Source organism: Tamlana sedimenti (genome assembly GCF_038148895.1).
Lineage (GTDB): Bacteria > Bacteroidota > Bacteroidia > Flavobacteriales > Flavobacteriaceae > Tamlana.
Map to the genome: position 1 here is coordinate 738,326 of NZ_JBBVGQ010000001.1, position 24,617 is coordinate 762,942.

Genomic DNA, 24,617 nt, shown 5'->3' on the forward strand with positions numbered 1-24,617 from the left:
CTAGCTCGTGAGATACTGAAACAAGTTCTGCATGACACAAAACGTCACATTTTATAAATCCAGTTTGCAGGGTTTTCTTTGACAAATCCTTTTGATATGGTAAAACTCATTGTAGTTTCGCCGTTGCTCGGGTTTGTAAACACCTTTCCTATTTCTTGCTTGGTTTTTACCTTATCACCTACTTTTACATAAACCTCCGATAAATTCTTATAAATGGTTAAATAACTACCATGCCGAATCATCACAATGGGGTTTATATGTTTCATCTTATAAATCTCACTCACCTCACCATCAAAAACAGCTCGGACTTTTGCGTTTTTTTCAGTAGCAATCGTAACGCCATTTCGCTCAACAATTAACGACTTATCAACTAGAGAAGGCTGCTTTCCATAGCCAATCTTAACAAAACCTTTTTCAACCGGCCAAGGCAATTTGCCCTTGTTCGACACAAAATTTGAAGCCAAAACGGCTTCTTCAGCAGTTAGGGCAAAACTACTTGATGATGTAGATTTACCTGCCTTTTCGTTAGACTTTGCAATAGCGGCCTTGATAATGCGGTCTATCTCACGATCTATTCTATCTGATTCTCTTTGCTTTTCCTTTATTTGAGCAGTATATTTATTTAAATCCTTTTTAATCGAAGCCATTACCGTTTCATGCTGTTTTCGCTCTTCCTCCAAGCTCTTTTGTATTTCGCGATTTTCAGCTATCAATTTTCTTTTTTCTTCTTGTTGCTTTAACAAACGGTTGTTAGTTAATTGCAATTCTTCCGTTTTAAGCTTTATAGTTTCCCCTTGTTTCTTTTGGTGGTCTGAGTACTGCTTAATGTATTGCAAACGCTTGTATGCCTGCTTAAAGTTGTTTGAGGACAGCAAGAACATAATCCTACTTTGTTGGTTTTTGCTTTTATAGGATTTCACAATCATGCCAGCATAATCTTCCTTTAAATCTGTTAATTCGTTGCGTAAATCCGAAATTTTGTTTTGATTGGCGTTAATCTCACGAGTCAATAAGTTGGCTTGTTGATTCGTCACTTTAATCAAATTGGAAAGCACACTTATTTTATAGTTGAAATCTTCAATTAACGATAACTGGGATTTAGCCTTAGATTGATTTTCATTGCGCAATTCATTTATTTTTTGAATTTCCCTGCGTAATTCTTGTCGACGGGTTTCAAGCTGTTTTTGTTTGTTGTTCTGTGAAAAAACTACTCCACCAACCAACGTAAAGGCAATAATAAAAAGTATTTTATATGAGGGATTTTTGTGCACCATTAAAGTTCTATGGGTTTAAATCCGGAAGGTATTTTAAACGGAAATCTTAAATCTTCATTTAGCGTTACATTTTTAAACTCCAAAGCAATTTGCATTTCTTCATTGGCTTCAACAGCAATTACTTTTATCAACTCAGGTAAAATCTGTTTCTCAACATCCTGGTACGCTATATAGTCTATTTGTAAATGCCTAAGCTCTTTGGGTTGTGAAATTTGTTGTGACTTCACCTTGAAATTTGAAGGATTCAGCAAAAAGAATATTTCAAAAAGTTCGCGTTGGTTTTTAGGTTGTACCACATAAGCCCCATCATCAACTGAAGCCTTGAAGTCACCATCTTTTAAATTATATATGGTTTCACCCAACAATAGATTTTGAACCTTTTGAAAGTCGAATTCTGTACCCAATAAACTGCTTAAATATTTGTAATCGCCATCAAAATAGGTGTTATCCAGTTTATTGTAAAAACTCACTTTTTCGGGGGTAACCAATGCCCTTATTACCGAAAACGTGGCATTTATCCATAGTGCTTCATCTTTTTTTGCCCTAAAGTTTACAGAATGGGTTTGTGATTTTCCGTTATCGGTATAGGTTATTTTAAGCCGTGCTTGAAGCGTTTTAAAAACCGCTACCTGCTTTGCATTGGCTTTTATCAATTGCTTTGTAGATAGGTTATAATCTGCTTCGCCTTTGCCAATTGTATTTGCAGATTTACAATTAAAAAGCAGCAGTGTCAAAAGGATTAAAATGGTAGATGAGAGTTTATGCATCAGTTTTGGGGTTCTATTTGTTTTGCCTTTTCACTAAACGTTTTTGCTTTGGTTGTATTGTTTAAAAGTGTGTATGCCCTGCTTAATTGATGGTAAAAATCCACCTCCATTTTTGGGTTTTCAATAATGAAGTCCAATCCCATTTCTAAAGATTCAACGGCCTTTTTAGGCTGATTCAACTCATTTAACGCCACCCCGTTTATAAGGTAAAATAATGGCTGTGAAGGGTACTTTTCAAGTGATTCGTTGCTTTTAGCTTTTGCTAAATCAAACTTCTTTAAATCAATATACAACAGCATCACATTCCGCAAAACGCCAAAATTGTTGGGCTCCAATTTTAAGGCCGCCTCAAAATACTCTAAGGCTTTTTCTTTGTTATTTTTAGCCAAATAATACTGTCCTAATTCAATAACGGTTTTACTGTTGTTGGCATCACTAACCATAGCCGTAGCCTGAATTAAATCTTCTTCATATTCTGGATATTCACCAACGAACTTCACAAAATCGGTCAATACTTTCAACTTGGCCTCTGGTTTAATCTCGTTGCTTTTTACGACTATTTTCATGGACTCTATAGCCTTTTCAGCATCATTATCATCCAAATAAAATTTGTACAGTGCTAAATGCACCAATTGTGAATTGGGATTGATTTTAAGAAGCTCTTTTGCCGTTTCGAAAGCCTTATCCTTTTCATTGTTTTCACTATAACGGAAAATCAGTGCCAAATAATTTGATTCCTTTTCCGGATTATTTTCAACGCGTTCTTCTAAATTTTTAATTTGGTCCCTTTTGCGTCCGGTTGCTTCGTAAATTCTATTTCTCATCACGTCCCTGCTCAATGAAGTTCCAAATTCAGCATCCAGTTCATCCAAAATCTCCAAAGCCTTATCATACTTTTGGGTCTGTACGTAAAGTGATGCCAAATCTTCTTTATAATCTGGATGATACTTTACCAGTTGTTTAACCGCTTTTATCGCTCTATCATAATCGTTCTGTGATACATAGAAACCATATAGTTCATCCAGATACCATTCATTATCTGGAGTCAGACGCACGGCTTCTTTTAAGGCATCTTCGGCTGCACCAAAATTCTTTAGTTTCATGTAGCATTTGCCCATTTCAAAATAAACAACAGCAACGGATTTATCAATTTCTATACATTTTAAAAATGCTTCTGCGGCTTTATCATAATTTTCAATAGCCTTTTCTTTTAAGCCTTCGTAGAACAGTTCTTGAAAATCATCTTCATTGTTTCCCAAGTCATCATCTGGTTTTATGCCGGAATCAACTTGGGCATAGTTCACCTGCGAAACGAAGAATATTCCGAAAAAGAAAACAGCTATATAAAAGCTTTTTTTATTCATAAGGTTTTTTCACAAGTAAATCATTCACTACATCAAACTTGTTCATTATCTCTATATTAGAACACGATGTTCTCATTAATTCCCTAAATTCCTCTGCTTTTTCAGGCAAATTATCTCCTGCCGTCTCAAATTTATTTTTATTTGGCCATTGCGCATAGGCCATATACTCGGTTTCTGATTTTTTATGTAAACGAGAGCCCAAACTCCCTTCGTGTTTATAAATCAAATTGGTTAATCCTGCCCAGCCTTTTTCAAAGCTTTCAGACTCATTTAACTTCACTTCAAATCTGTAAAGAACAATGTACATGATTTACTAATAACAATTCTTATTCCAAAACTGAATAATCGCCGATACTCACTCTTGTGAATTCTCCATTATATTCCACATAATTGCCAATCATGGCATTATCCAATTTAGCATTTTTGATGATTGTGTGGGTTTGGATTAAGCTATTTTTAACGTTTGAATTTTCTATGGTACAGTCATTCCCAATTGAAACAAAAGGCCCGACTGTCGTATTTTTTAACACCACGTTTTCACCAATAAAGCAAGGTTCAATAATGGTTGAATTCTCCAATTTAACAGAATCTGCAACCAATTGCTCATCGCCATCGTCTTTTAAAAACCCTAACATGCGTTGATTAGTTTCGATGGTTATTGCTTTGTTACCGCAATCCATCCACTCATCCACAGTACCTGTTTTAAAAACTTTTCCATCGGCCATCATGCGTTTGATGCCATCGTTAATTTGGTATTCACCACCATTCATAACGTTTTCATCAAGAATTTCTTGTAATTTTCCTTTTAAAACCGCCACATCTTTAAAGTAGTAAATACCTATAACCGCCTGGTCGCTCACAAAGGTTTTCGGCTTTTCAACAAGCTCAATAATTTCTTGTTTATCATTTAATTTTACTACACCATAAGCTTCGGGGTTATCAACTTGTTTGGTCCAAATTACACTATCGGCTTCGGGGTCCAAATCAAATTCTGCGCGAATTAGCGTATCGGCATAGGCAATTACCGCTGGACCTGAAAGAGAAGGTTTTGCACACATAATGGCATGCCCGGTACCAAGCGGTTTATCTTGTCGATAAATAGACGCTTTAGCTCCCAAACTCTTGGCTAAATTTTGTAAACTGGAAACTACATCGTCGCCAAACCAAGCAGGGTCACCCAAAACAAAAGCAATCTCATCAATGGGCTGTTTTAACACTTTGGCAATATCCTTTACCAATCGATGCACAATAGGTTGCCCTGCAACAGGTATTAACGGTTTTGGTACGGTTAAACTATGCGGGCGTAATCGTGATCCTCGACCAGCCATTGGGACTATTATTTTCATTTTTTAAAAATTGATTCGTTTATTTTTTATTTCACTCCTGTGCTTCCAAAACCACCTTCACCTCTAGCAGTTTCTGAAAGTTCTTGAACTTGAAGCCATTCTGCACGTTCATGTTTTGCTACAATCAATTGCGCAATGCGCTCGCCATTATTTATGGTAAATTCTTCGTTGGAAAGGTTAACCAAAATCACACCTATTTCGCCTCTGTAATCAGCATCAACAGTGCCAGGTGCATTTAAAACGGTTATTCCTTTTTTGGCTGCCAAACCACTTCTTGGTCTTACTTGGGCTTCAAAACCTATTGGCAATTCTATAAAAAGGCCTGTGCCAACAATAGTTCTTTCCAAAGGTTTTAAGATTCTTGGCTCCGAGAGATTAGCACGTAAATCCATACCCGCAGAGGCAATGGTTTCATAGTGCGGTAAATCATGACTGGATTTATTGATTATTTTAATTTGCATGTTATCTTTTTAATAATTGTTTTACTGTATTTCTTTCTGAAAAATAAACGATTCCCAAAAATACAATTAAGAGTGCGATTCCCATAGTATAATTACCTCTAAATCGGGAATAGAACATAAATAGGGATAAGCCTATGGAAACTGTTAAATACAATGCTATTTTTTTCAAATTATATGGAATGGGGTAATATTTTCTTCCAAAGTAAAACGACAAAAACATCATAGCGGCATAGGCGGTTAACGTTGCAATTGCCGACCCTTTGTAGCTCATTACTGGAATTAGCCAAAAGTTTAATGCAAGGGTTAACAGGGCTCCGAAAACCGAAATATAAGCCCCAAATTTGGTGCGGTCGGTTATTTTATACCATACTGAAAGGTTGTGATAGATACCCAAACAGAAATTTGCAATCAGTATAATGGGCACTATCCACATGGCTTTCCAATAGGCTTCATCTCCAATAAAAATCACTTTTAAAACATCTGCAAAAACAACTACCGTAAGCAATATTACAGAGCCGAAAACAACAAAATACTCCAATACCCTTGCATAATTTTTTTGTGGATTGGCAGTCTTAGCATGGCTGAAAAAGAAAGGTTCAATACCCAAACGATATGCCGTAGCAAAAAGTGTCATGAACAAAGCTAACTTATAGCAGGCCGAATACATGCCTATATCTGTTTTTGCAATGCTTTTAGGCAATAATTTGTCTAATAGAATTCTATCGAATGTTTCGTTAATGGAAAAAGCTACCCCTGCAATTAAGACTGGAAATGCATAGCGCATCATGCTTTTCCACAGTGAGGTGTTAAAAGTATATTTTACCTTTAAATAAAAAGGCAGCATCAATAACAATGTAACGGCACTCGCCACCAAGTTAGCAATAAAGATGTAGTTGATTTCGAAATTTGGTTTATAAATAACACTGAAAACCGTTCCGTCTTGAGCTAAATCCTTTAGCCATAAAAGCAAAAACAAGTTTAAGCCTAAGTTGATGACAACATTTAAAATTTTAATTACCGCATATTTTATTGGTTTTGCCCTCGCCCTTAACCAAGCAAACGGAATGATTACCAAGGCATCCAAAAGTAAAATCCAGATAACTAAATTGATATATTCTGGTTTTATATCGGTAACTTTTGCAATACTATCCTGAAAAAATAAGGCTAATGCAAAAAAGCCTAGCGAAGAAACAATAAGTGAAATAGATGAGGTTCCAACAACTTTGGCCTTATCCTCTTCCTTGCTAAAAAACCTGAAAAAAGCCGTTTCCATACCATAAGCCAAAATAACATTGAACAAAACGAAGTATGAAAATATTAGGGAAACATCGCCATAATCAGCTACCGATTTTAAAACGCTTTCATCGGTATGCAGTCGTACTAGCAAAAAACTCAACATTCTTGGTAGCACAGTGGCTAACCCATATATAAATGTTTGTTTGAATAATGATTTGAGTCCGCTCAATTAAAGACTATTTATATGGCTAAAAATACGTTTTTACAAAACGTGAAGCAAAGATATTATAATGCTATTCGATTAATTAAAGACAGAACTAAAAAAGCCCCACAAAAGTGAGGCTTGATTTATATGTTTTAATGAGATGCTAATACGAGGCTTCGACTGAACTCAACCTGACCGTTAGCATTAAAAATCTAATTATTCAAAGCTTCAGCACCACCAACAATTTCAAGGATTTCGTTGGTAATCGCGGCCTGACGTGCTTTATTATAAGTTAATTTAAGCTGATCTCTTAACTCCTTAGCATTATCGGTTGCTTTGTGCATGGCCGTCATACGTGCACCATGTTCTGAAGCAAAAGAATCTCTGACGCTTTTGTACAATTGCGTTTTTAATGACTTTGGAATTAATTGCTCAACAATCTCTGCTTTTGAAGGTTCAAAAATATAGTCGGCATTAACGTTAACATCACTTTCAATTGGTACAATTGGTAAAAACTGCTCAGTAATTACAATTTGTGTTGCTGCATTTTTAAAACTGTTATATACAATTTCAATTTTATCAAACTCACCTTCAACAAACTTATCCATTAAAAGTTGTGCTATCTCAGCAACATTATCAAAGGTTAAATCGTCAAAAACAGAGCTATTATTGGCAATAACCTTATTGGTTTTTTTGAAAGCATCGTTTCCCTTTTTCCCTATTGCCAAATAAGAAACCTCTTGGTTAGCATAAGTTTCAGAAGTTAACCTATTAACTTCCTTGATGATGTTTGAGTTGAATGCACCCGCCAAACCTCTATTTGAGGTTACAGCAACTATGAGCACCTTTTTTACTTCACGCTGCGTAGAAAACTTGCTTCCAGAATCTGCATCTAAAGTGGCACTTAAACTTTGTAAGAGTTCAGTTAACTTATCTGCATATGGTCGCATTGCAGTAATAGCATCTTGGGCTTTCTTTAACTTTGCAGCCGATACCATTTTCATGGCACTGGTTATCTGCATTGTTGAAGATACCGATGATATTCTGTTACGTATTTCTTTTAAGTTTGCCATATCCTTTTTGTCATTCCGCACTTGATACGGAATCTATTTTATTGATATTCAAATTATGAGATTCCTGCCTTCGCAGGAATGACAATACCTCTTAATATTTTCCTGATAAATCTTTAGCTACAGCAGTTAATGTGTCTGTAACTTCATCAGTTAATTTTCCAGACTTCAAAGTTGCTAAAACGTCACTATGCTTTGCTTTTAGGAACTCAATAAAATCTCTTTCAAATTCCTTAACCTTTTCAACAGGAACGTTTCTTAACAAGTTTTTAGAACCTGCGTAGATAATTGCAATCTGATCTTCTACTGTATAAGGGTCGTTTTGTGCTTGTTTTAAAATTTCAACGTTACGTTTACCTTTTTCAATAACGTTCAAAGTAGATGCATCTAAATCAGAACCAAACTTAGCAAACGCCTCAAGTTCACGGAACTGTGCTTGGTCTAACTTTAATGTACCAGCAACTTTCTTCATAGATTTAATCTGGGCATTACCCCCAACACGCGATACTGAAATACCAACGTTAATTGCAGGACGTACACCAGAGTTGAATAAATCACCATCTAAGAAAATCTGTCCGTCAGTAATAGAAATTACGTTTGTTGGGATATATGCAGAAACGTCACCGGCTTGAGTTTCAATAATCGGTAAAGCTGTTAAAGAACCTCCACCTTTTACCATTGGCTTTAATGAATCCGGTAAATCGTTCATGTTTTTAGCAATGGCATCATCATTAATCACTTTTGCAGAACGCTCCAATAAACGAGAGTGTAAGTAGAAAACGTCACCTGGATACGCTTCACGTCCTGGTGGACGACGTAATAATAAGGATACCTCACGGTAAGCTACTGCCTGTTTTGATAAATCATCATAAATGATTAAAGCTGGACGACCAGTATCTCTAAAATATTCACCAATTGCAGCACCTGCCATTGGGGCATAAACTTGCATTGGTGCAGGATCTGATGCGTTAGCTGCAACAATTGTGGTATATGCTAAAGCCCCTCTATCTTCTAAAGTTTTAGCAATGTTTGCTACTGTTGAAGCTTTTTGTCCAACGGCAACATATATACAGTATACAGGGTTACCTGCATCATAAAATTCTTTTTGATTCAAGATGGTATCGATACAAACTGTTGTTTTACCAGTTTGACGGTCACCAATAACCAACTCACGTTGCCCTCGGCCAACAGGAATCATGGCATCGATAGATTTAATACCTGTTTGTAATGGCTCAGTTACCGGTTCACGGAAAATAACCCCAGGAGCTTTACGCTCTAAAGGCATTTCGTAAGTTTTTCCAGCAATAGCTCCTTTTCCATCAATCGGGTTACCTAAAGTATCTACAACACGACCAACAATACCGTCTCCTACGTTAATAGAAGCTATACGCCCAGTACGTTTTACTGTAGAACCCTCTTTAATTGCTGATGAACCACCCAATAATACAATACCAACGTTATCCTCTTCAAGGTTAAGTACGATACCTTCCAATCCGCCATCGAATTCAACTAACTCACCATATTGTGCGTTAGACAATCCGTAAGCACGAACAATACCATCACCTACTGTTAATACGGTTCCTACTTCATCCAATGAAGCACTAGCTTCAAAACCTGAAAGTTGTTTTTTTAAGATTGCTGATATTTCAGCTGGTTTTACTTCTGCCATCTTATTATTTATTTAGATATAAATATCTTAGTTTAATGAAAATTCTCTTTTTAATTTATTGAGCTGATTGGTAACACTTGCATTGTACTGCACGTCGCCAATTCTTAAAATGAAACCACCTAAAATGCTTTCATCTATAATGTTTTTTACTTCAACGTTTTTCCCTGTAAGTTCTTTCGCTTTAGCCAAAACTTTCTTCTTAAGGTCTCCTGTCAATTCTACCGCCGTTGTAACTGTCGCTACTTCAATACCTTTTGATTCGTCAAATAATTGATTGAATTTTAAAGCAACATCACCTAAAATATCAATTCGGTTATTACTAATTAAAGTATCTATTAAGCTTAAGGTGTTTTTATTTGATTTTTTAAAAACTTCCAACAACACCGCTTTTTTTGCTGAAGAAGGCACAACAGGGCTTTGCAACATTTCACTTAAGTCTTTGCTGCCCGCAATAGCATCGGCAATTAACTTCATATCAGCATTTACAACATCGGCTGCTTTCTGATCTGATGCCAAACTTAATAATGCTTTTGCGTAACGTATCGCTGCTCTTGCTCCTGCCATTATGCTTTACTTAATGATGTTTCGCCCAACATAGTTTCAACCAACTTTAATTGCTTGTCTTTGTTAGCTAATTCAGTACGAACAACTTTCTCTGCAATATCCAATGATAAACCTGCTACATGACTTTTAAGTTCTGCCATGGCTGCTTTCTTTTCGCTTTCAATAGCTTCTTGCGCTTGGGCAATCATTTTATTTGCTTGCGCTTGGGCTTCTCCTTTTGCGTCTTCAATCATTTTATTTTTGATGTCGCGCGCTTCCTTCAACATAGCTTCACGCTCTGCTCTTGCCTCTTGTAATAATCTCTGGTTATCGGCCTGAAGGTTTTCCATTTCCAATCTTGCTTTTTCAGCAGAATCTAATGCGTTTTTAATACCTTCTTCTCTATCGTTAACCGAATCCAATATCGGTTTCCAAGCAAACTTTTTCAACAAAAGCACTAACGCTATGAAAAGCACTGCTTGCCAAAAAAACAACCCTAATGAAAAGTCTTCAAATAATTTTCCCATGATAATCTATAATTTCTAAAAACTTATGTTTAATTTAAAAAGAACAGCTATAACCAACCGTTATAGCTGTTTCTTTGTTTGTTTTATACTGCAAATAATGCAGCAAATCCAATACCTTCAATAAGGGCAGCTGCAATAAGCATTGCCGTTTGAATTTTTCCTGTAGCTTCAGGTTGACGAGCGATAGCCTCCATAGCAGAACCACCGATTCTACCAATACCGATACCTGCTCCGATTACTACTAAACCTGCACCTACGATAGCTGGAATTTCCATAAAAATATATAATTAAAAATTAAACATTCAATCTTATAATCCTGTTAAAACAGGATGGAACAAACACCTATTAATGATGTTCGTCATGATGCTCTTCAACCGCCATACCAAAGTATAGGGCCGAAAGAACTGTAAAAATATATGCTTGTAAAGCTGCAACCAGCAACTCTAGAATACCTAAAACAAATGCCAGTAAAAAGGACAATGAGCTGCCCAACCAGTTTTCCAATACAAACACCATTCCTATGATGCTCATAATAACGATATGACCTGCTGTAATGTTTGCGTACAAACGAATCATTAACGCAAATGGCTTAATAAAAGTTCCCAACAATTCTATTGGTGCCAAAATTATTTTCATTGGCACTGGTACTCCTGGCATCCAAAAAATGTGCTTCCAGTAGTTTTTGTTTCCAGAAAAAGTTGTGATGATATAAGTAATAAGCGCCAAGCAAAGGGTTACAGCGATATTGTTGGTTAAATTCATCCCTATTGGTGTTAGACCAAAAAGGTTGACAATCCAAACAAAGAAAAATACGGTAAGCAAATAACTCATGTATCGCTTATAATGTTTTTCGCCAATATTAGGAATAGCTATTTCATCGCGCACGTACAAAACAATTGGCTCTAAGAAACGACCCAAACCTTTTGGCATACCCTTGTTGCTTTTATGTTTTCTGGCCATTCGGTAAAACATGGTGAACATGATGGCAAACATCATAAAAATCATTACCACATTTTTAGTGATTGAAAAATCAAAAGGCTTTTCGTTAATCGCATGATGGTGCTCATCCTCAATAATTTCACCTTCAGGACCATCAACTTTATAGATTTTAGAGTGGTGTACTTTATAGTAGTTTCCATCAACCTCAGCAACTTCTTCACCATGATGGAATTGTGCAGATGAAAATACTTTTAATCCGTTATCCCAAAGCAATATAGGTAATGGAAAACCAATGTGCTTTTCTTCACCTGAATCTGTAGTGTATGAAAACAGGTGGAAGTCATAAGAATCCTTAACGTGGTGCTGGGTAAATTCTTTAACTTCTTCTTTTCTTTCTTCCTTTTCTGCCTCAGATCTTTCTTTACAGGAAAAAAGACTAAATAATATAAGAACTAGAGCTATTGGTTTTAAAGATATTTTTCTTCGCATATCACTTTAAATAATAGTGGCTTAAAAATCGCTGCAAAGGTATGTTTTTCTCTGAAAAACAAAAACAATTTTCTTTTTTATTTCAACTGGGTTAAATATTTGTATTTCAAAGGTTACATGCAATGCCTACAATACACCACATCTCTTGGTTTAGAGATTGTTAATTGGCATTTTACAGCACTATTTAAACCAATAGCCCTAAAACTTTAATCGAGTTTATTCAACCATTTGCTCAAGCTCACAGATTCGAGCACAAGACCAATGGCGTAAGGGATGAAGAAGGCGGCAAATTCAAGCTTGGTAATTACACCATCAAGCTTGTAGAACGGATAAAACAACACAAAAAAAACGGCAAATTTTAACACACTCCCTGCCAAAAACAAAAATCCCAATTGCCCTTTGTACTTGTTTTTAAGCAAATAAAGTACTCCGAAAATAACAACAATCAAGACTAGGTTTACCGCATAGGATAATACTATTCTATTTTCAAACAAGGGTAGTTTGAAAAAATGTAATGCTGCTAAATGAATCCCGAAAGCAATGGCCAAAGCAAACAAGGCTTTGATGGTAAAACTTAAAAAAGGGTTGCTCATCAATACTTTATTCTATTAACTTGTTTCAGAACAACATACAATGAAATGCCGACACCCAAAAGCGTCATAATAATGATATACAGCTTTTTGCCATCGTTATAAGTCGTATCTAGCCATTTACCAAGAATTACAAACAAGTAAATGGTAACACCCATTTGAATTGCTATCCCTGAAAGAGCGGCGACGTTTTTAAGCTGTTTTTTCGGATTCTGGTTTTCTTTGCTGTGTTGCTTGTCCGCCATTGTTCATTTCTTTTACCGCACCTTTCATTGCACAAGTCACATTAAAAGTAGCTCCTGGCTCTACAGCCAACTTTCCTGCAACCACTTCGCCTTCAATATGTGCTGAAGACATTAGGGTTAGTGTGCCAGACAACGCCAATTTTCCAGAAAATTTACCTTCAAAATGGGCATCGGTTCCGTTTAAAGTGCCTTTTATAAAACCAGCTTTACCTACCGCTACCTTTCCTGAAGTTTTTACATTTCCTTCTATAATGCCATCAATTCTTAAATCTCCTTCGCTATTTACGTCGCCAATAATTTTTGTGCCTTGGGCAATTGTGTTTTTGCCAGAGATATTATCTGTCATTTGTTTGTCTTTTTTGTTTTCAGAGAACATAATCTGTTAAGTTTAATTATTATCGATATTCAAATACGCATCCAAATTTTTATGGATTTGAATGATTTGATAGTTTGTGGATGATACCACAAAATAGGGGGCTTTTATTTTCTTTTTGTCTTCTTTTTTCAATAATTGGTCAAATGTTTTGGCCACTTGCTCTGTTTTTAAACCATGTACTAAAACCAGTTTTGTGTCAGGGTCGTAAACATCCATTGAAGACTTCAATCGGTAATACCTTATATTTTCCAGAACCTCATCTAAAGTTTCTTTGAAGGTCGCCAATTTTTCAGGTTCAACATTTTTAAACTTGAAAACTACTTTATAATTGCCTGGAATGCTATCTGTAGTGCGGTTAAAATCTTTATTAGCCAATCTAGGTAAAATATTAGCTTCTATGTTTTGGGCTTGTTTGCCTTCTGGTGTGTTTGCGTAGGTGACAGCCAAATGATTGATGGCTTCTTTATAGGGTTCATAACCATATAAACGACCGGTTGCAGTTGCCTTTAAGAGTTCAAACTTGGGAACAATGGGGTCGCCTTCAAAAGTGTTGATGTATTCTTTACTTTTTGAAATAACCTCTTCATATTCCTGATTTTCGTGCTGGGCATATAAGGCTTCGTATAAACTCTGAGGACTGTTTTCGTCTTTCCCCGAAACCAAATCCGGATTGCTCAAAATCATGGCATACCTGGACTCTGGATAATCCGAAATAATTTTTTGCCTCGCAATGGCTGCTTCGCCATTTTCACCCAAAGCTTCATAAATTCTATAAAGATTATATTTTGAAGGAAGGACAAAGCGTTCTTCGGGATTGCTCTTCAGTAGATTTTGAAATTTATCTTTAGCCAATTCAAATTCCTTAAACTTTTCTTTATAAATCAACCCAAGTTGATAGTATGCGTAATTGCGCTCTTTTGAAATACTATCAATTTCCTTTTCTTCGGAAGGGATTTTGGAAATATAAAACTGTGGGTCGAAACGTTCCTCTTCTGAAGCAGCCGCCAAAACATCATTGGCGGAAGTAATATTGTCTATTCCGCCTGAACTTGCTTTACTGGACCACCTCCAATTATCTTCCAAAGGCCTATCGCCCCAAATTTTAACAAACTCGTTTTTGCCGTAAGCAACCGTTGTTGGGTTATAAAAATAAAATGTATTGGCTTGGTTATTTCCTCCAGATGGGCCAAAACGTTGCCCTCCAATTTGGTTATTAACCGTAACCAAACCTGTATTTCGTTCGGAAGCTTCTTGTGCCTTCTTTTCTTCTTCGGCTTTGACTTTTAATTCTTCAATAAAAGTACTGAAATAAGCAGTTCTTTCAGCATCAGATAAATTAACCAAGGTCAGAATACTATCGTTTGATTTGGCTATGGCTTCGTAGTAAATAACATCTTCCAGGTTATCGCGCTTGCGTTTTATAACGCGGTAAGGCTTGGAGTTAACCACCAAGCTACTCATTGTGCTATCGTAATATTTTCCTGCCTTAGCATAGATGGATGCGTTAAAATTCATATCGCCCAAAGTTTCATAATTTTTGGCAACTAGAATTTTGTCCTTTGAATTGGTGCGTAAAGATTTATTGTAATATTTAACAGCTAATGAATCTGAACCGTTTTGTAAATGGTGGTATTCCGCAATTTGATGGTAGATTTTATCTAAAAACGGACGGTTCTCCCTGTTTTCTTCCAGTTCTGTCAGCAACTCAGTAACCTCAAGCTTGTTTCCGTTTTCAAAATCGAAATTTTTGATTTTTTCCAAATAAGCCGTAATCATGTAAATTCTAGGTATTCTTCTGTTAAGTTCAATAACCTTATCGAACGCAATATTCGCACTATCCTTGTAGCCCAGGTAATTGTACAATTGACCCTGAATAAATTGGTAGCGCCCACGTTCGTCATTACTTTTTGTAGCTTTGGCCGCGATTTTAAGTTGTGCAATGGCCGTATCAATTACTTTAACATTTAAATACGCTTGTGCCAAAATGGAGGTGGCGTCGGCTAAATCCTGACCTTCCAAATCTTCTTGCCTCAATAAGCGTTTTAAATTTTCAATGGCAAGCTCATTATTGTCTAACCGTATATTGGTTTTTTCACGCCAAACTTTAGCCTGATTAATCTTATCACTTGCCGGGTATTTGTAAAGTATGTAGTTGAAAGCCTCTAACGCAGGAATAAATCGTTGGTCAAAATATCTGGCCTTGCCCAATAACAAATAAGCTTCATCCATTTGCGGATTCTTCTCTTTGCCATCAATATTCATACTGTGTTTTTGTATTGCTTTTGCAGCCTTTTCTTCAGCTCGAGAAAAATTTTCATTTTTGGATTGCCCCGGAAGTATAACATCTTCCATAATCTGCATACGCTCTATGGGCAAAACCTCCCAATAATTATCAAAGTAGGCAACGTTTAATGTTTGCCTGCCTTCCTCTAAAGCATTGTAACCATTAAACAGTGCGTTGAATTCTGCGGTAACCGCATGGACATTACGGTTTATAAACTTATCCTTTTTTCGTGAACAGCCAATAGCCAAAAAAGAGAGGGCTATTACAAAAAATATGTGCTTACTAGGTATTTTCAAGGTCGAGTTTTTAGTGTAAATAATAACTATTAACTCAAGCTATTATTATACAGATGGGTAAAAATAAGCATCTTTTTGAATTTACCTATAAAATGTAACGACTTTTGAATAAATGGATTAGTTGGAAAAATGAGCCTCGAGTTCCTTGAGTGTAGCCTCATTGGTTGCCAAATCTTTTACAATTTCACCCTTTTCAAGAACCACAATGCGCTCGCAAACATCAGTAACATGCAGCAAATCATGACTTGAAACCAAAACTGTAACTCCTTGTTTTTGAGCCAAATCCTTGATGATGGCTTTTAACCGAATTTGCGTTGTTGGGTCTAAATTAGCAAAGGGTTCGTCTAAAATAATGACATCTGGATTTCCAATTAGGGCGGCTACAATACCCGCCTTCTTTTGATTGCCCTTGCTTAAATCACGCAAGTACTTCTTTTGGTTTAATATTTCACCATGAAAAAAGTCTTCAAATTGTGCTAATAAAGTATCAACATCTGCCTTGTTTTGGTTTCGCAATTCGCCAATAAAATAAAAATATTCTTCTGCTGTAAGGTAGCCAATCAAAAAACTTTCATCAATAAAAGCCGAGGTAAAAGGCTTCCAATCTTCGCTCGTATTTACTTGTACACCATTGTTTATTATATGCCCCGTTGTGGGTTGGATTAAATCTAAAAGCAAACTAAAATATGTGGTTTTACCGGCACCATTATTGCCAACCAAACCAAAACTTTGTCCTTTGGGAATTTCTAAGGCCTCAATGTTTAAAACTAAATTATTGTTATACTTTTTTGACAGGTTTGATGTTGTAATCATAAATAAACTGATTAATTAAAATTGACTAATTTTTTTCGGTAAAAGCAGCTACCGTTTTGTACTTCCCTTTTTGGTATAAATTTTCAATTTGGCTTAAAAAGAAGTTCCTAAAAACAATACCCAAAACGCCACTCGATGCCAACACAATTAAACCCACCTCAAAGTTGAAAATCACATAAGGGACATAAAAAAGCAGCATGGGTAGAAAAATTTTAGGCAATGCAATGAGCATTTGCGTAGGGTTAAAACCATTGGTATTACTAAACGCTTTCGCCTTAACATTCAATTCTACGGGAACTCTATTAAGCGCACCTCCAAATAAGGTGATAAAGGAATTTAGCCCAATGTTGAACAATGCTCCTGCGGCTATCATGCCAAATATTCTCCAACCAAAATATAAATATGGCGTGCTCAAAATAAATGAAATGGCCACAGCTACAACCATCAGGTACCATTTAGATTCCAAATACTTCCTGTACGGAATGTTTTGGCTCATCAGTAATTTATAATACTCACTATCCCAAGACGGGACCAATTGCCCAAAAGTCATTAAAAACCCACCTGTTACGAACATAGATGCAAATGCTAAAACGGCAGGCATATCCTGATAAATTTTTTGGGTGTAAAAAATCACGCCATAAAATAAGAACAAAAACGATATCATTAAAACCTGTTTGGGTCTAGCGTTTCGCCAAATGAGCCGAACATCATTTTTAAGAAAAACCGCTATGCTTCCAAAACGATTCATCCAGGTCAAATCGGTGGTGTCTACCTTTTCTACTTTTTTTGAAATTGCCCCGTCCAAATAAAAACCCTTTTTTATATCGTTAAAGTTTTTAAGGTAAAGTATGCCCAATAAAAGAGCAGGACCCAAAACAAGATATGGGTGACTATAAAGCGCATTAAAGGCAATGCCTAATGGCTCAGAAATTTTAAAAATATTATAATACTCCAATCCAAAAAATATTGCCAAAAGACCCAAAATGATATAAAAAAAGACATTGTTTTTGTTGATTAAAAAATTTAGGAAGTTTACACTCAATGTCATTAAAATGATGCTAAAAAACCAGAAAAAAACATTTAAAAAAGGGTAACCATTTGCCAATAAAACAATGCAAAACGGCAGAAAAAGCAGTAGAGCCAAAAAATTAAAAAATGATAATGCCGTTTTACCAAGCAAATAATGAATAATGGTATTACGCTTGATTGGTATGGTCATTAAAGGTTTAATATTCATTACTGGCAGTTGCTGCATGAAAAACCTAATGCCTAAATCGAATAAAACCCAATAGATTAGAAAATTATTTACCATTATAATGGGGTCGGTTTCAGGAAATAGTTTCTTAAAAATGAAAAACATGCCTACGCCAAAGAGAATAGCCGCTCCACCAAAATAAATGGCCGCAAAAAACAAAAGTATTTTAATGGCCAACCCTTTTTTGAAATAAGATGCCCTAGTAAATTTTTTCCATTCTAAACCTAAAAATTGCTTGACCATAATTTGGATTTATTGATACTTTTGGGCAATACCTTGAACTTCCATCCCCCAAGTTTGACCAAATGTTATCGCTTTTTGCGTTAAGCCCAATTGTTTAGAAGCTAATTTTTTCCCTAAATCCGATTCGTAAAAGGCGGTTAGTTGCTTAATTTCCTCTCGAGTAAACTCACCCATGTAAAGCTCTGCCATTTTTTCGTAAAGCCCTACCAATGTGCCCTTAGCTTCTTCAGTGTACGCTTCTTTATTGCCTTCTGTAACCATGGTGCCAATCTGCGCAATAGCATTTTCAAAAGCGGCACCAGCACCTGTTAATTTTAAAAACTCTATGGTTTCATTTTTAAATTCTGAATTTTCTTGAGCTTCAATCTGTAGAATAAATGCAACTGAAAGTAAACATATTAGTAATACTTTTTTCATTTTAAGAATTTTTGATGGTTAATGTTTGCTTTGTTTCTTCTGAATACAATTGTTAGTAAAGTTTTTAAACCAATTGTTACAACCAAATTTAAAATTTACAAACCAACTTCACTATTTTTGCTAAAAATAATTTCACATGTCATCATTTCATACGCTTTCCGTAAAGCATATTAACAGAGAAACCGATAAATCCATTAGTATTCTGTTTGAAGTTCCAGAAAATTTAAAAGAAACCTTTTCTTTTCAGGCTGGACAATACATTACCGTGAAGAAAACGATTAATGGCCATGAATTACGCAGAGATTACTCCTTGTGCAGTTCACCAAAGAGTGGTGATTTAAAGGTTGCTGTAAAGGAAGTGAAAGATGGCACATTTTCGGCTTATGCCAATAACACCTTAAAAGTTGGTGACACCCTTGACGTTGCAGCGCCGAAAGGGCGATTTACATTCACCCCCAACGATTCCAAAACCAAAAACATTGCATTATTTGCTGCCGGTAGCGGCATTACCCCCATTTTAAGCATTATTAAATGTGCTTTAGAGGAAGAGGTTTACAGTAAAGTCATTTTGGTATATGGCAACAAAACCACAGAAGAAACCATGTTTTTAAACGAGCTCTTGCAACTTCAGCATGATTACAATGAACGTTTTTCCATTCAGTTTGTGTTTAGCCAGCGGGATGAAGATGACGATTCCATTTTTGGAAGGATTGAAAAGAGTACGGTTAATTATGTAATGAAAAATAAGCACAAACATATTGAAGTTGATGCTTATTATCTATGTGGCCCGGAAGCCATGATCCATACCGTAAAAGATGTTTTAACTAGCCATGATGTTGATGAGGGCAGAATTCATTTTGAATTATTTAAAGCCGCAAAATCTGCAGAAGTAGAAGAAGAGGAAACCGTTGAAGATGGAAAAACAAAAATTACCATTACGGTTGATGACGAGACCACAACTTTTGAAATGTCCCAAAAACAAACCATACTTGAAGCAGCATTAGATGAAGATTTAGATGCGCCTTATTCATGTCAAGGTGGTATTTGCAGTAGTTGCTTAGCTAGAATTACTGAGGGCGAGGCCAAAATGAGGCAAAACAACATTTTAACTGAAAGTGAAGTGGCCGAAGGATTAATTCTAACTTGTCAGGCACATCCAACCACAGCAAGTATTTCGGTGGATTATGATGATGTGTAAACATTACTCTATTTGTCATTCCCGCGTAGGCGGGAATCTTTTTAATTATAACCTGTAAAATATTCGTGAAGCTTAATATGGATTCCTGCCTTCGCAGGAATGACAGCATTTAAATTATCGACTTAATTTTAGCAATTATAGTTTCAGGAGATACACTGCCCGCCGCTTCTTTGTAATGTTCTGGATATTTATTGCCGTAAACCGAGGTCGGTATTTTTGGGAATTGATTTCTATCTGCCAACAAAGCATAATCTTCAGGTTGATTGAATGGTGCAAATCCTGCGTATGGATGTGTAACCCCCCAAATGGTAATTGTTTTTACCCCTAACATTGCGGCAATATGGGCATTTCCAGAATCCATGGAAACCATCAAATCCAAATTTGAAATAATATCCATTTCTTCCTCTAAAGTCAGTTTCCCAGCAAGACTAATAACGTTTTTATATGCCTTCTGTAAATCGTTTAAAATCGCTTCTTCCTTTTCTCCGCCTCCAAATAAGATGACTTTGTAATTCTTTGAAATCTCTTCAATGACAATTTTAATGAGTTCCAAAGGATACATTTTACCTTCGTGAGCTGCAAAAGGAGCTATTCCTATAAGTTTCTCGGCTTTGTCGCCAATTAATTCTTGGAGATTTTCACTTAAAATAGCTTTGTCAGGAAATGACGGATTTGATAAATCTACCACATATCCCAAGGCACTAAAAACATCGGCATAGCGTTGGTGTGTTGTTCTTAAAGGCTTAAATATTTTTCCAGAAGTTAATTCCCGCTTTTCTTTTCTGCCCTTATCAATAGAAATAAACCGTTTACACCTCAAGAATTTTTTTAGAATTTTGGTTCTTAAAACATTGTGCAAATCGGCAACAACATAAAACTTGCTTTTATTGAGTGCTCTAGCCAATTTGTAGAGTCCGAAAACACCTTTGTGCTTTGTGTCTACCTCAGCAATAGCGACGTTTACATTTGGAATATCCCTAAAAAAAGGCGCGAAAAAAGCCCGAGTTAAAACTGTTATGTTTAAATCGGGATGTTGCTTTGTAAGTGCATGTAGAACAGGAACCGTCATAGCCACATCGCCCATAGCTGACAGGCGAATAACTAAAATATGCTTTTTAGATTCTGGCATCTAAATTTTTGAGATGAGATTCCTGTTCTCACAGGGATTTTATTTTTGTGAGCGAAGAACAGGGTTTAGCTCATCGTCATTGTACATTTTCATTTGTTTATAAACTTTCATGTACTTGTCTCCGTTTTCAATATCCTTCAAAAGCGTGTCAATGGCAGTAGATAAATCAACACGTTGCTCCAGCAAAACATCTAATTTCTTTTGGCATGCTGCCTTGTGGGATTCAGAAGCATCTTTACGCATTGCCTCTTCATTCATGTGATAAATTTTTAGCGCCAAAATAGATAGCCTGTCAATTCCCCAAGCTGGGCTTTCGGTATTGATTGTGGCGTTCTTTTTAGGTGTTACATGTTTATATTTTTCAAGAAAATAGCTGTCAATGTATTCTACCATATCCGTTCTGTCTTGATTTGAAGCATCAATCTGGCGTTTAAGTTTTAACGCTGCAACAGGATCTATTTGTGGGTCGCGAATAATATCTTCGTAATGCCATTGTACGGTATCAATCCAACATTTTCTATATAATAAATGTTCTATTAAATCACTTTCTGGGTAAGCATTCTCAAAAGGTTGGTCAACCGAATTGACAATGTGGTATTTTTCTATAACGTCTTGAAATATTTTGTTTGCTTTTGTGGTAAACATGCTAATAAAATTTAAAGGTGTAAATATACTTCATATTTAGTTAACTTTACTATTGTAAAAATTGGCGCTATGCACATTCATAACCTTTCACTCCAAAACTCAATATTGAACACCTTTGTTTCTGAAATTAGAAATATTGAAGTACAAAAAGACCGAATGCGATTTAGAAGAAATATTGAACGTATTGGTGAGGTGTTGGGCTATGAAATGAGTAAAACATTGAGCTATAAATCTTCTGATGTTGAAACTCCGTTGGGACAAGCCCCTGCTAACTTGGCAGAAAATGATATTGTTTTATGTTCCATTTTAAGAGCTGGAATACCTTTACATAATGGTTTACTCAATTATTTTGATACTGCCGACAACGCTTTTATTTCTGCTTACAGACACCACGAACACAACCCCGAAAGAATTGAAATTATTGTTGAATATTTGGCTTGCCCAAGTTTAGAGGGCAAAACACTTGTGTTGGCAGACCCTATGCTGGCCACTGGGCATTCAATGTTAAGTACTTTTGAAGCCCTAAAGCCTTATGGCACTCCCAAGGAAATTCATTTAGTAAGTGTTATTGGTGCTCAAGACGGCGTTGATTTTGTTAAAAATAATTTCTCTGAAAACGTACATTTATGGATAGCTGCTATTGATGAAACTTTGAATAGCAATAGTTATATAGTTCCCGGTCTTGGTGATGCCGGTGATTTAGCTTTTGGTGAAAAACTACAACAATAAAAGCAGAAAAGGCACTATTATAAGCGCAGACACAAAAATTTCCTTGAACCATTTTTCTTGGATAATTTCTATGTAATTGGTTATTATTATGGCCAATGGTGCAAATAAAAATAAAAACTCGCTTCCTGTTTTTTCAGGAACTAGTAGCACAATCAAAAAGGCAAGAACCGCAGCCAAAATAACGGTTTTATATGAGGCCCTAAATGCTTTCTTTTTCTTTTTAATGTTCTGCAAGTAAAAAATGGAAGACCATATTCCGAAGGAAATTAGCATTGTGATGGCTATTAAATACTTAGCCGAGTTATAACTGCTGAAATCATAACTTATTTGGAATGACGTGTTAAATATCCCAAAAAAGCTATCATACAAAACAATGGATGCTCCAACTGAAATAACAAAAACCGTGGTAAGCCCCAAAAAAGGCAATATCCAATGCCTTATGTTTTTATCTGAATATAAAACAAGCGACAGAATGATTAGAATGAAAAACAGGATAGACCAAAAATAAAATAAACTTGCAACGGCAACCCAAAAAGCTGCATCAAAAAGTTTCTTTTTTACATCTCTTTGTGAACGAATACTAACTATTCGCCTTAAACCAAGGAGTATAAAAAAATTGGACAAAAGTATATCTGAGTTTCTTGTTGTTTGTGTTATGGTCAACAAGAAAAGGCTGAACAATAAAATTTCATAGTTGTTCTTTTTAGTCAAGCTATTCTTGCTGACAATGAAATTTAAAAGCAAAATAGACACAAATGCTATTAAGAAAAGTACTGCTTGCTTTAGGAAAAATTGAGCCGAAACAACTTCATTTTTAAGTTCTATTCTGGCAATTAAAAAAGCTAAAAGTGTAACGAAAAATACAATGACAAAATTTATTGGTTTAGATTTATTAAAAAAACTTGTTATCATTGTCCGTTTTTGTATTTTTGCGTAGTAAATATACTAACTAAAAAATGGTTGGTAAATAATAAAATAACACAAGATGAAAGATTTCTTTTACGCCATTCAGGATTTATTTGTTAATGTACTTTTTGCTCCTTTTGATGCTTTAAGAGCACTAGAACTTGACAGTTGGTTTGGTGCAAATGCAATTTCTTGGATTTTCAGCATTATTGGTCTGGTAGCCATGGTTTACTGGATGAAACAGTTAAAAGGATTTAATGACAATAATGAAGAAGATAAAAGCATATCTTCTCATTCGTTCCTATAAATCGAATCCAATATCTTTACGATAGTTCATCTTATCAAAATGTAGTTTTTCTATACTTTGGTAAGATTTTTTTATGGCCTCTTGGTACGTATTTCCGTATGACGTAATAGCCATAACACGACCACCAGAGGTTACCACTTTACCATCTTTTAATTGTGCCCCGGCGTGGAAAGGTATAGAATCTTTCACCGCATCAATCCCTATTATTTCTTTACCTTTTTCGTAAGCTTCAGGATATCCTCCAGAAACGAGAACTACTGTAGTTGCGGCACGTTCATCAATTTCAATGTTTATTTTATCCAAAGTACCATTAGCCATGGCTTGGAGTACTTCAACCAAATCATTTTTTAACCTCGGAAATACCACTTCGGTTTCAGGATCCCCCATACGTACGTTGTACTCAATCACTTTTGGGTCGTCGTTATCTACTTTAATAAGACCAATAAACACAAAACCAACATATGGGAGGTTGTCTTTTTTAAAACCATTAATTGTAGGTTTTACTATGCGCTCTTCAATTTTGTTTAAAAATTCATCAGTTGCAAATGGCACAGGAGAAACTGCGCCCATACCACCTGTATTTAAACCAGTGTCACCCTCACCAATACGTTTATAATCTTTGGCTGTTGGAAGGATTTTATAGTTTTTGCCATCGGTCAACACAAAACAACTTAACTCAATACCATCCAAAAATTCTTCAATGACCACTTTGGTACTAGCAGCTCCAAACTTGGCATCAACCAGCATGCTTTTTAATTCAGCTTTAGCTTCATCTAAATCATTTAAAATAACTACGCCTTTTCCTGCTGCCAAACCATCTGCTTTTAAAACATACGGCGGATTTAAACTTTCTAAAAATGCATAGCCCTTTTCAACCGTTTCAGCCGTAAAACTTTCATATGCCGCTGTTGGAATATTATGGCGAAACATAAACTCTTTGGCAAATTCTTTACTGCCCTCGAGCTCTGCAGCCACTTTTTGTGGGCCAATAACTTTAACATGTTTAATGGCATCGTTATTCAAGAAATAATCATGAACCCCTTTTACCAAAGGCGCTTCAGGCCCAACAACAACCAATTCAATGTTTTGTTCTAAAACCAGCTTTTTTATAGCTTCAAATTCAGTTTCGCCAATATTAACATTGGTGGCTATTTCAGCAGTTCCCGAATTACCGGGTGCCACAAATAATTGTTTGCATTTAGGGCTTTGGGCTATTTTCCAAGCGAAAGTGTGCTCTCTTCCGCCAGAACCAAGAATTAAAATGTTCATTTTTAAGTTTGTTTGTGCCGTGCAA

General features: G+C 35.9%; 27 protein-coding genes. 3 read left to right on the plus strand and 24 right to left on the minus strand.

Annotated features, from left to right (window positions below; translation table 11 throughout):
* Positions 1–44: 44 nt before the first annotated feature.
* From WJN01_RS03245 to WJN01_RS03340, 20 genes are all read right to left on the minus strand, one after another.
* Complete coding sequence (locus tag WJN01_RS03245) at positions 45–1,274, minus strand: murein hydrolase activator EnvC family protein (protein WP_445195723.1); 1,230 nt, start codon at positions 1,272–1,274, stop codon at positions 45–47.
* Positions 1,274–2,041: a lipoprotein insertase outer membrane protein LolB1 gene (gene lolB1 / locus WJN01_RS03250; RefSeq protein WP_445195724.1), complete on the minus strand. Its 768-nt coding sequence runs from the start codon at positions 2,039–2,041 to the stop codon at positions 1,274–1,276. Before lolB1 ends, WJN01_RS03245 begins: the two co-directional genes overlap by 1 nt.
* Positions 2,041–3,405, minus strand: coding sequence for a tetratricopeptide repeat protein (locus tag WJN01_RS03255; protein ID WP_445195725.1), 1,365 nt, complete (start codon positions 3,403–3,405; stop codon positions 2,041–2,043). The genes lolB1 and WJN01_RS03255 overlap by 1 nt, the downstream gene beginning before the upstream one ends.
* Positions 3,398–3,712 (minus strand): antibiotic biosynthesis monooxygenase family protein, encoded by a 315-nt coding sequence (locus WJN01_RS03260; protein WP_445195726.1) that lies wholly within the window; start codon positions 3,710–3,712, stop codon positions 3,398–3,400. The genes WJN01_RS03255 and WJN01_RS03260 overlap by 8 nt, the downstream gene beginning before the upstream one ends.
* Positions 3,713–3,731: 19 nt before the next feature.
* Positions 3,732–4,751 (minus strand): sugar nucleotidyltransferase, encoded by a 1,020-nt coding sequence (locus WJN01_RS03265; protein WP_445195727.1) that lies wholly within the window; start codon positions 4,749–4,751, stop codon positions 3,732–3,734.
* 26 nt (positions 4,752–4,777) lie between these two features.
* Positions 4,778–5,212, minus strand: coding sequence for a dUTP diphosphatase (gene dut, locus WJN01_RS03270; protein ID WP_445195728.1), 435 nt, complete (start codon positions 5,210–5,212; stop codon positions 4,778–4,780).
* A 1-nt stretch (position 5,213) separates the two neighbouring features.
* On the minus strand, positions 5,214–6,677 hold the full coding sequence (locus tag WJN01_RS03275; protein WP_445195729.1) for an oligosaccharide flippase family protein: 1,464 nt from the start codon (positions 6,675–6,677) through the stop codon (positions 5,214–5,216).
* A gap of 188 nt (positions 6,678–6,865) precedes the next feature.
* Positions 6,866–7,726 carry an ATP synthase F1 subunit gamma gene (atpG, locus tag WJN01_RS03280; protein ID WP_445195730.1) on the minus strand — a complete coding sequence of 287 codons (861 nt, stop codon included), beginning with the start codon at positions 7,724–7,726 and terminating at the stop codon, positions 6,866–6,868.
* Positions 7,727–7,817: 91 nt separating this feature from the next.
* Entirely contained in the window at positions 7,818–9,392 is a 1,575-nt protein-coding gene (atpA, locus tag WJN01_RS03285) for a F0F1 ATP synthase subunit alpha (protein WP_445195731.1), read from the minus strand.
* 27 nt (positions 9,393–9,419) lie between these two features.
* Entirely contained in the window at positions 9,420–9,956 is a 537-nt protein-coding gene (gene atpH / locus WJN01_RS03290; RefSeq protein WP_445195732.1) for an ATP synthase F1 subunit delta, read from the minus strand.
* The gene (locus WJN01_RS03295; RefSeq protein WP_445195733.1) at positions 9,956–10,462 is read right to left on the minus strand and encodes a F0F1 ATP synthase subunit B; all 507 of its coding nucleotides are present in this window, start codon (positions 10,460–10,462) and stop codon (positions 9,956–9,958) included. Before WJN01_RS03295 ends, atpH begins: the two co-directional genes overlap by 1 nt.
* Positions 10,463–10,545: 83 nt before the next feature.
* Positions 10,546–10,737, minus strand: coding sequence for an ATP synthase F0 subunit C (atpE, locus tag WJN01_RS03300; RefSeq protein ID WP_102756010.1), 192 nt, complete (start codon positions 10,735–10,737; stop codon positions 10,546–10,548).
* 70 nt (positions 10,738–10,807) lie between these two features.
* Positions 10,808–11,890 carry a F0F1 ATP synthase subunit A gene (gene atpB, locus WJN01_RS03305; protein WP_445195734.1) on the minus strand — a complete coding sequence of 361 codons (1,083 nt, stop codon included), beginning with the start codon at positions 11,888–11,890 and terminating at the stop codon, positions 10,808–10,810.
* A gap of 206 nt (positions 11,891–12,096) precedes the next feature.
* Entirely contained in the window at positions 12,097–12,483 is a 387-nt protein-coding gene (locus tag WJN01_RS03310) for a DUF6168 family protein (RefSeq protein ID WP_445195735.1), read from the minus strand.
* Entirely contained in the window at positions 12,483–12,725 is a 243-nt protein-coding gene (locus WJN01_RS03315; RefSeq protein WP_445195736.1) for an AtpZ/AtpI family protein, read from the minus strand. Before WJN01_RS03315 ends, WJN01_RS03310 begins: the two co-directional genes overlap by 1 nt.
* Positions 12,673–13,101, minus strand: coding sequence for a bactofilin family protein (locus WJN01_RS03320; protein ID WP_445195737.1), 429 nt, complete (start codon positions 13,099–13,101; stop codon positions 12,673–12,675). Before WJN01_RS03320 ends, WJN01_RS03315 begins: the two co-directional genes overlap by 53 nt.
* A 12-nt stretch (positions 13,102–13,113) precedes the next feature.
* Positions 13,114–15,681: a type IX secretion system periplasmic lipoprotein PorW/SprE gene (porW, locus tag WJN01_RS03325; RefSeq protein ID WP_445195738.1), complete on the minus strand. Its 2,568-nt coding sequence runs from the start codon at positions 15,679–15,681 to the stop codon at positions 13,114–13,116.
* A gap of 117 nt (positions 15,682–15,798) precedes the next feature.
* Positions 15,799–16,494, minus strand: coding sequence for an ABC transporter ATP-binding protein (locus WJN01_RS03330; protein ID WP_445195739.1), 696 nt, complete (start codon positions 16,492–16,494; stop codon positions 15,799–15,801).
* A gap of 25 nt (positions 16,495–16,519) precedes the next feature.
* Positions 16,520–17,992: a DUF5687 family protein gene (locus tag WJN01_RS03335; RefSeq protein ID WP_445195740.1), complete on the minus strand. Its 1,473-nt coding sequence runs from the start codon at positions 17,990–17,992 to the stop codon at positions 16,520–16,522.
* A gap of 9 nt (positions 17,993–18,001) precedes the next feature.
* Positions 18,002–18,409, minus strand: a complete 408-nt coding sequence (locus WJN01_RS03340) for a DUF2059 domain-containing protein (protein WP_445195741.1) — start codon at positions 18,407–18,409, stop codon at positions 18,002–18,004.
* Positions 18,410–18,545: 136 nt separating this feature from the next.
* Between WJN01_RS03340 and WJN01_RS03345 the strand changes: the two genes are divergently transcribed.
* Positions 18,546–19,607, plus strand: a complete 1,062-nt coding sequence (locus WJN01_RS03345; RefSeq protein ID WP_445195742.1) for a 2Fe-2S iron-sulfur cluster-binding protein — start codon at positions 18,546–18,548, stop codon at positions 19,605–19,607.
* Positions 19,608–19,716: 109 nt separating this feature from the next.
* On the opposite strand, the gene WJN01_RS03350 is transcribed toward WJN01_RS03345, so the two are convergent.
* Together WJN01_RS03350 and WJN01_RS03355 are read right to left on the minus strand one after the other, a co-directional pair.
* Positions 19,717–20,736, minus strand: coding sequence for a glycosyltransferase family 9 protein (locus WJN01_RS03350; protein WP_445195743.1), 1,020 nt, complete (start codon positions 20,734–20,736; stop codon positions 19,717–19,719).
* Between the two features lie 39 nt (positions 20,737–20,775).
* The gene (locus WJN01_RS03355; protein WP_445195744.1) at positions 20,776–21,381 is read right to left on the minus strand and encodes a DUF4254 domain-containing protein; all 606 of its coding nucleotides are present in this window, start codon (positions 21,379–21,381) and stop codon (positions 20,776–20,778) included.
* A 69-nt stretch (positions 21,382–21,450) separates the two neighbouring features.
* On the opposite strand from WJN01_RS03355, the gene upp reads away from it, so the two are divergent.
* The gene (upp, locus tag WJN01_RS03360) at positions 21,451–22,110 is read left to right on the plus strand and encodes a uracil phosphoribosyltransferase (RefSeq protein WP_445195745.1); all 660 of its coding nucleotides are present in this window, start codon (positions 21,451–21,453) and stop codon (positions 22,108–22,110) included.
* On the opposite strand, the gene WJN01_RS03365 is transcribed toward upp, so the two are convergent.
* Positions 22,099–23,022, minus strand: coding sequence for a DUF6427 family protein (locus tag WJN01_RS03365; protein WP_445195746.1), 924 nt, complete (start codon positions 23,020–23,022; stop codon positions 22,099–22,101). The two genes, upp and WJN01_RS03365, sit on opposite strands and share 12 nt — an antisense overlap.
* A 73-nt stretch (positions 23,023–23,095) precedes the next feature.
* Between WJN01_RS03365 and WJN01_RS03370 the strand changes: the two genes are divergently transcribed.
* On the plus strand, positions 23,096–23,323 hold the full coding sequence (locus tag WJN01_RS03370) for a DUF6341 family protein (protein ID WP_445195747.1): 228 nt from the start codon (positions 23,096–23,098) through the stop codon (positions 23,321–23,323).
* On the opposite strand, the gene purD is transcribed toward WJN01_RS03370, so the two are convergent.
* Positions 23,318–24,592: a phosphoribosylamine--glycine ligase gene (purD, locus tag WJN01_RS03375; protein ID WP_445195748.1), complete on the minus strand. Its 1,275-nt coding sequence runs from the start codon at positions 24,590–24,592 to the stop codon at positions 23,318–23,320. The genes WJN01_RS03370 and purD overlap by 6 nt on opposite strands.
* Between the last annotated feature and the right edge of the window lie 25 nt (positions 24,593–24,617).

Excerpts from the sequence above, each read along its gene's own strand:
- atpG (WP_445195730.1), bottom strand. The coding sequence starts at position 7,726 with ATGGCAAACTTAAAAGAAATACGTAACAGAATATCATCGGTATCTTCA.
- WJN01_RS03340 (WP_445195741.1), bottom strand. The coding sequence starts at position 18,409 with ATGAAAAAAGTATTACTAATATGTTTACTTTCAGTTGCATTTATTCTA.
- atpB (WP_445195734.1), bottom strand. The coding sequence starts at position 11,890 with ATGCGAAGAAAAATATCTTTAAAACCAATAGCTCTAGTTCTTATATTA.
- WJN01_RS03350 (WP_445195743.1), bottom strand. The coding sequence starts at position 20,736 with ATGCCAGAATCTAAAAAGCATATTTTAGTTATTCGCCTGTCAGCTATG.
- WJN01_RS03370 (WP_445195747.1), top strand. The coding sequence starts at position 23,096 with ATGAAAGATTTCTTTTACGCCATTCAGGATTTATTTGTTAATGTACTT.
- WJN01_RS03345 (WP_445195742.1), top strand. The coding sequence starts at position 18,546 with ATGTCATCATTTCATACGCTTTCCGTAAAGCATATTAACAGAGAAACC.
- lolB1 (WP_445195724.1), bottom strand. The coding sequence starts at position 2,041 with ATGCATAAACTCTCATCTACCATTTTAATCCTTTTGACACTGCTGCTT.
- purD (WP_445195748.1), bottom strand. The coding sequence starts at position 24,592 with ATGAACATTTTAATTCTTGGTTCTGGCGGAAGAGAGCACACTTTCGCT.
- dut (WP_445195728.1), bottom strand. The coding sequence starts at position 5,212 with ATGCAAATTAAAATAATCAATAAATCCAGTCATGATTTACCGCACTAT.
- WJN01_RS03335 (WP_445195740.1), bottom strand. The coding sequence starts at position 17,992 with ATGGTCAAGCAATTTTTAGGTTTAGAATGGAAAAAATTTACTAGGGCA.
- atpE (WP_102756010.1), bottom strand. The coding sequence starts at position 10,737 with ATGGAAATTCCAGCTATCGTAGGTGCAGGTTTAGTAGTAATCGGAGCA.
- WJN01_RS03265 (WP_445195727.1), bottom strand. The coding sequence starts at position 4,751 with ATGAAAATAATAGTCCCAATGGCTGGTCGAGGATCACGATTACGCCCG.
- WJN01_RS03355 (WP_445195744.1), bottom strand. The coding sequence starts at position 21,381 with ATGTTTACCACAAAAGCAAACAAAATATTTCAAGACGTTATAGAAAAA.
- WJN01_RS03255 (WP_445195725.1), bottom strand. The coding sequence starts at position 3,405 with ATGAATAAAAAAAGCTTTTATATAGCTGTTTTCTTTTTCGGAATATTC.
- atpH (WP_445195732.1), bottom strand. The coding sequence starts at position 9,956 with ATGGCAGGAGCAAGAGCAGCGATACGTTACGCAAAAGCATTATTAAGT.
- upp (WP_445195745.1), top strand. The coding sequence starts at position 21,451 with ATGCACATTCATAACCTTTCACTCCAAAACTCAATATTGAACACCTTT.
- WJN01_RS03245 (WP_445195723.1), bottom strand. The coding sequence starts at position 1,274 with ATGGTGCACAAAAATCCCTCATATAAAATACTTTTTATTATTGCCTTT.
- atpA (WP_445195731.1), bottom strand. The coding sequence starts at position 9,392 with ATGGCAGAAGTAAAACCAGCTGAAATATCAGCAATCTTAAAAAAACAA.
- WJN01_RS03260 (WP_445195726.1), bottom strand. The coding sequence starts at position 3,712 with ATGTACATTGTTCTTTACAGATTTGAAGTGAAGTTAAATGAGTCTGAA.
- WJN01_RS03320 (WP_445195737.1), bottom strand. The coding sequence starts at position 13,101 with ATGTTCTCTGAAAACAAAAAAGACAAACAAATGACAGATAATATCTCT.
- WJN01_RS03295 (WP_445195733.1), bottom strand. The coding sequence starts at position 10,462 with ATGGGAAAATTATTTGAAGACTTTTCATTAGGGTTGTTTTTTTGGCAA.
- WJN01_RS03365 (WP_445195746.1), bottom strand. The coding sequence starts at position 23,022 with ATGATAACAAGTTTTTTTAATAAATCTAAACCAATAAATTTTGTCATT.
- WJN01_RS03310 (WP_445195735.1), bottom strand. The coding sequence starts at position 12,483 with ATGAGCAACCCTTTTTTAAGTTTTACCATCAAAGCCTTGTTTGCTTTG.
- WJN01_RS03315 (WP_445195736.1), bottom strand. The coding sequence starts at position 12,725 with ATGGCGGACAAGCAACACAGCAAAGAAAACCAGAATCCGAAAAAACAG.
- WJN01_RS03330 (WP_445195739.1), bottom strand. The coding sequence starts at position 16,494 with ATGATTACAACATCAAACCTGTCAAAAAAGTATAACAATAATTTAGTT.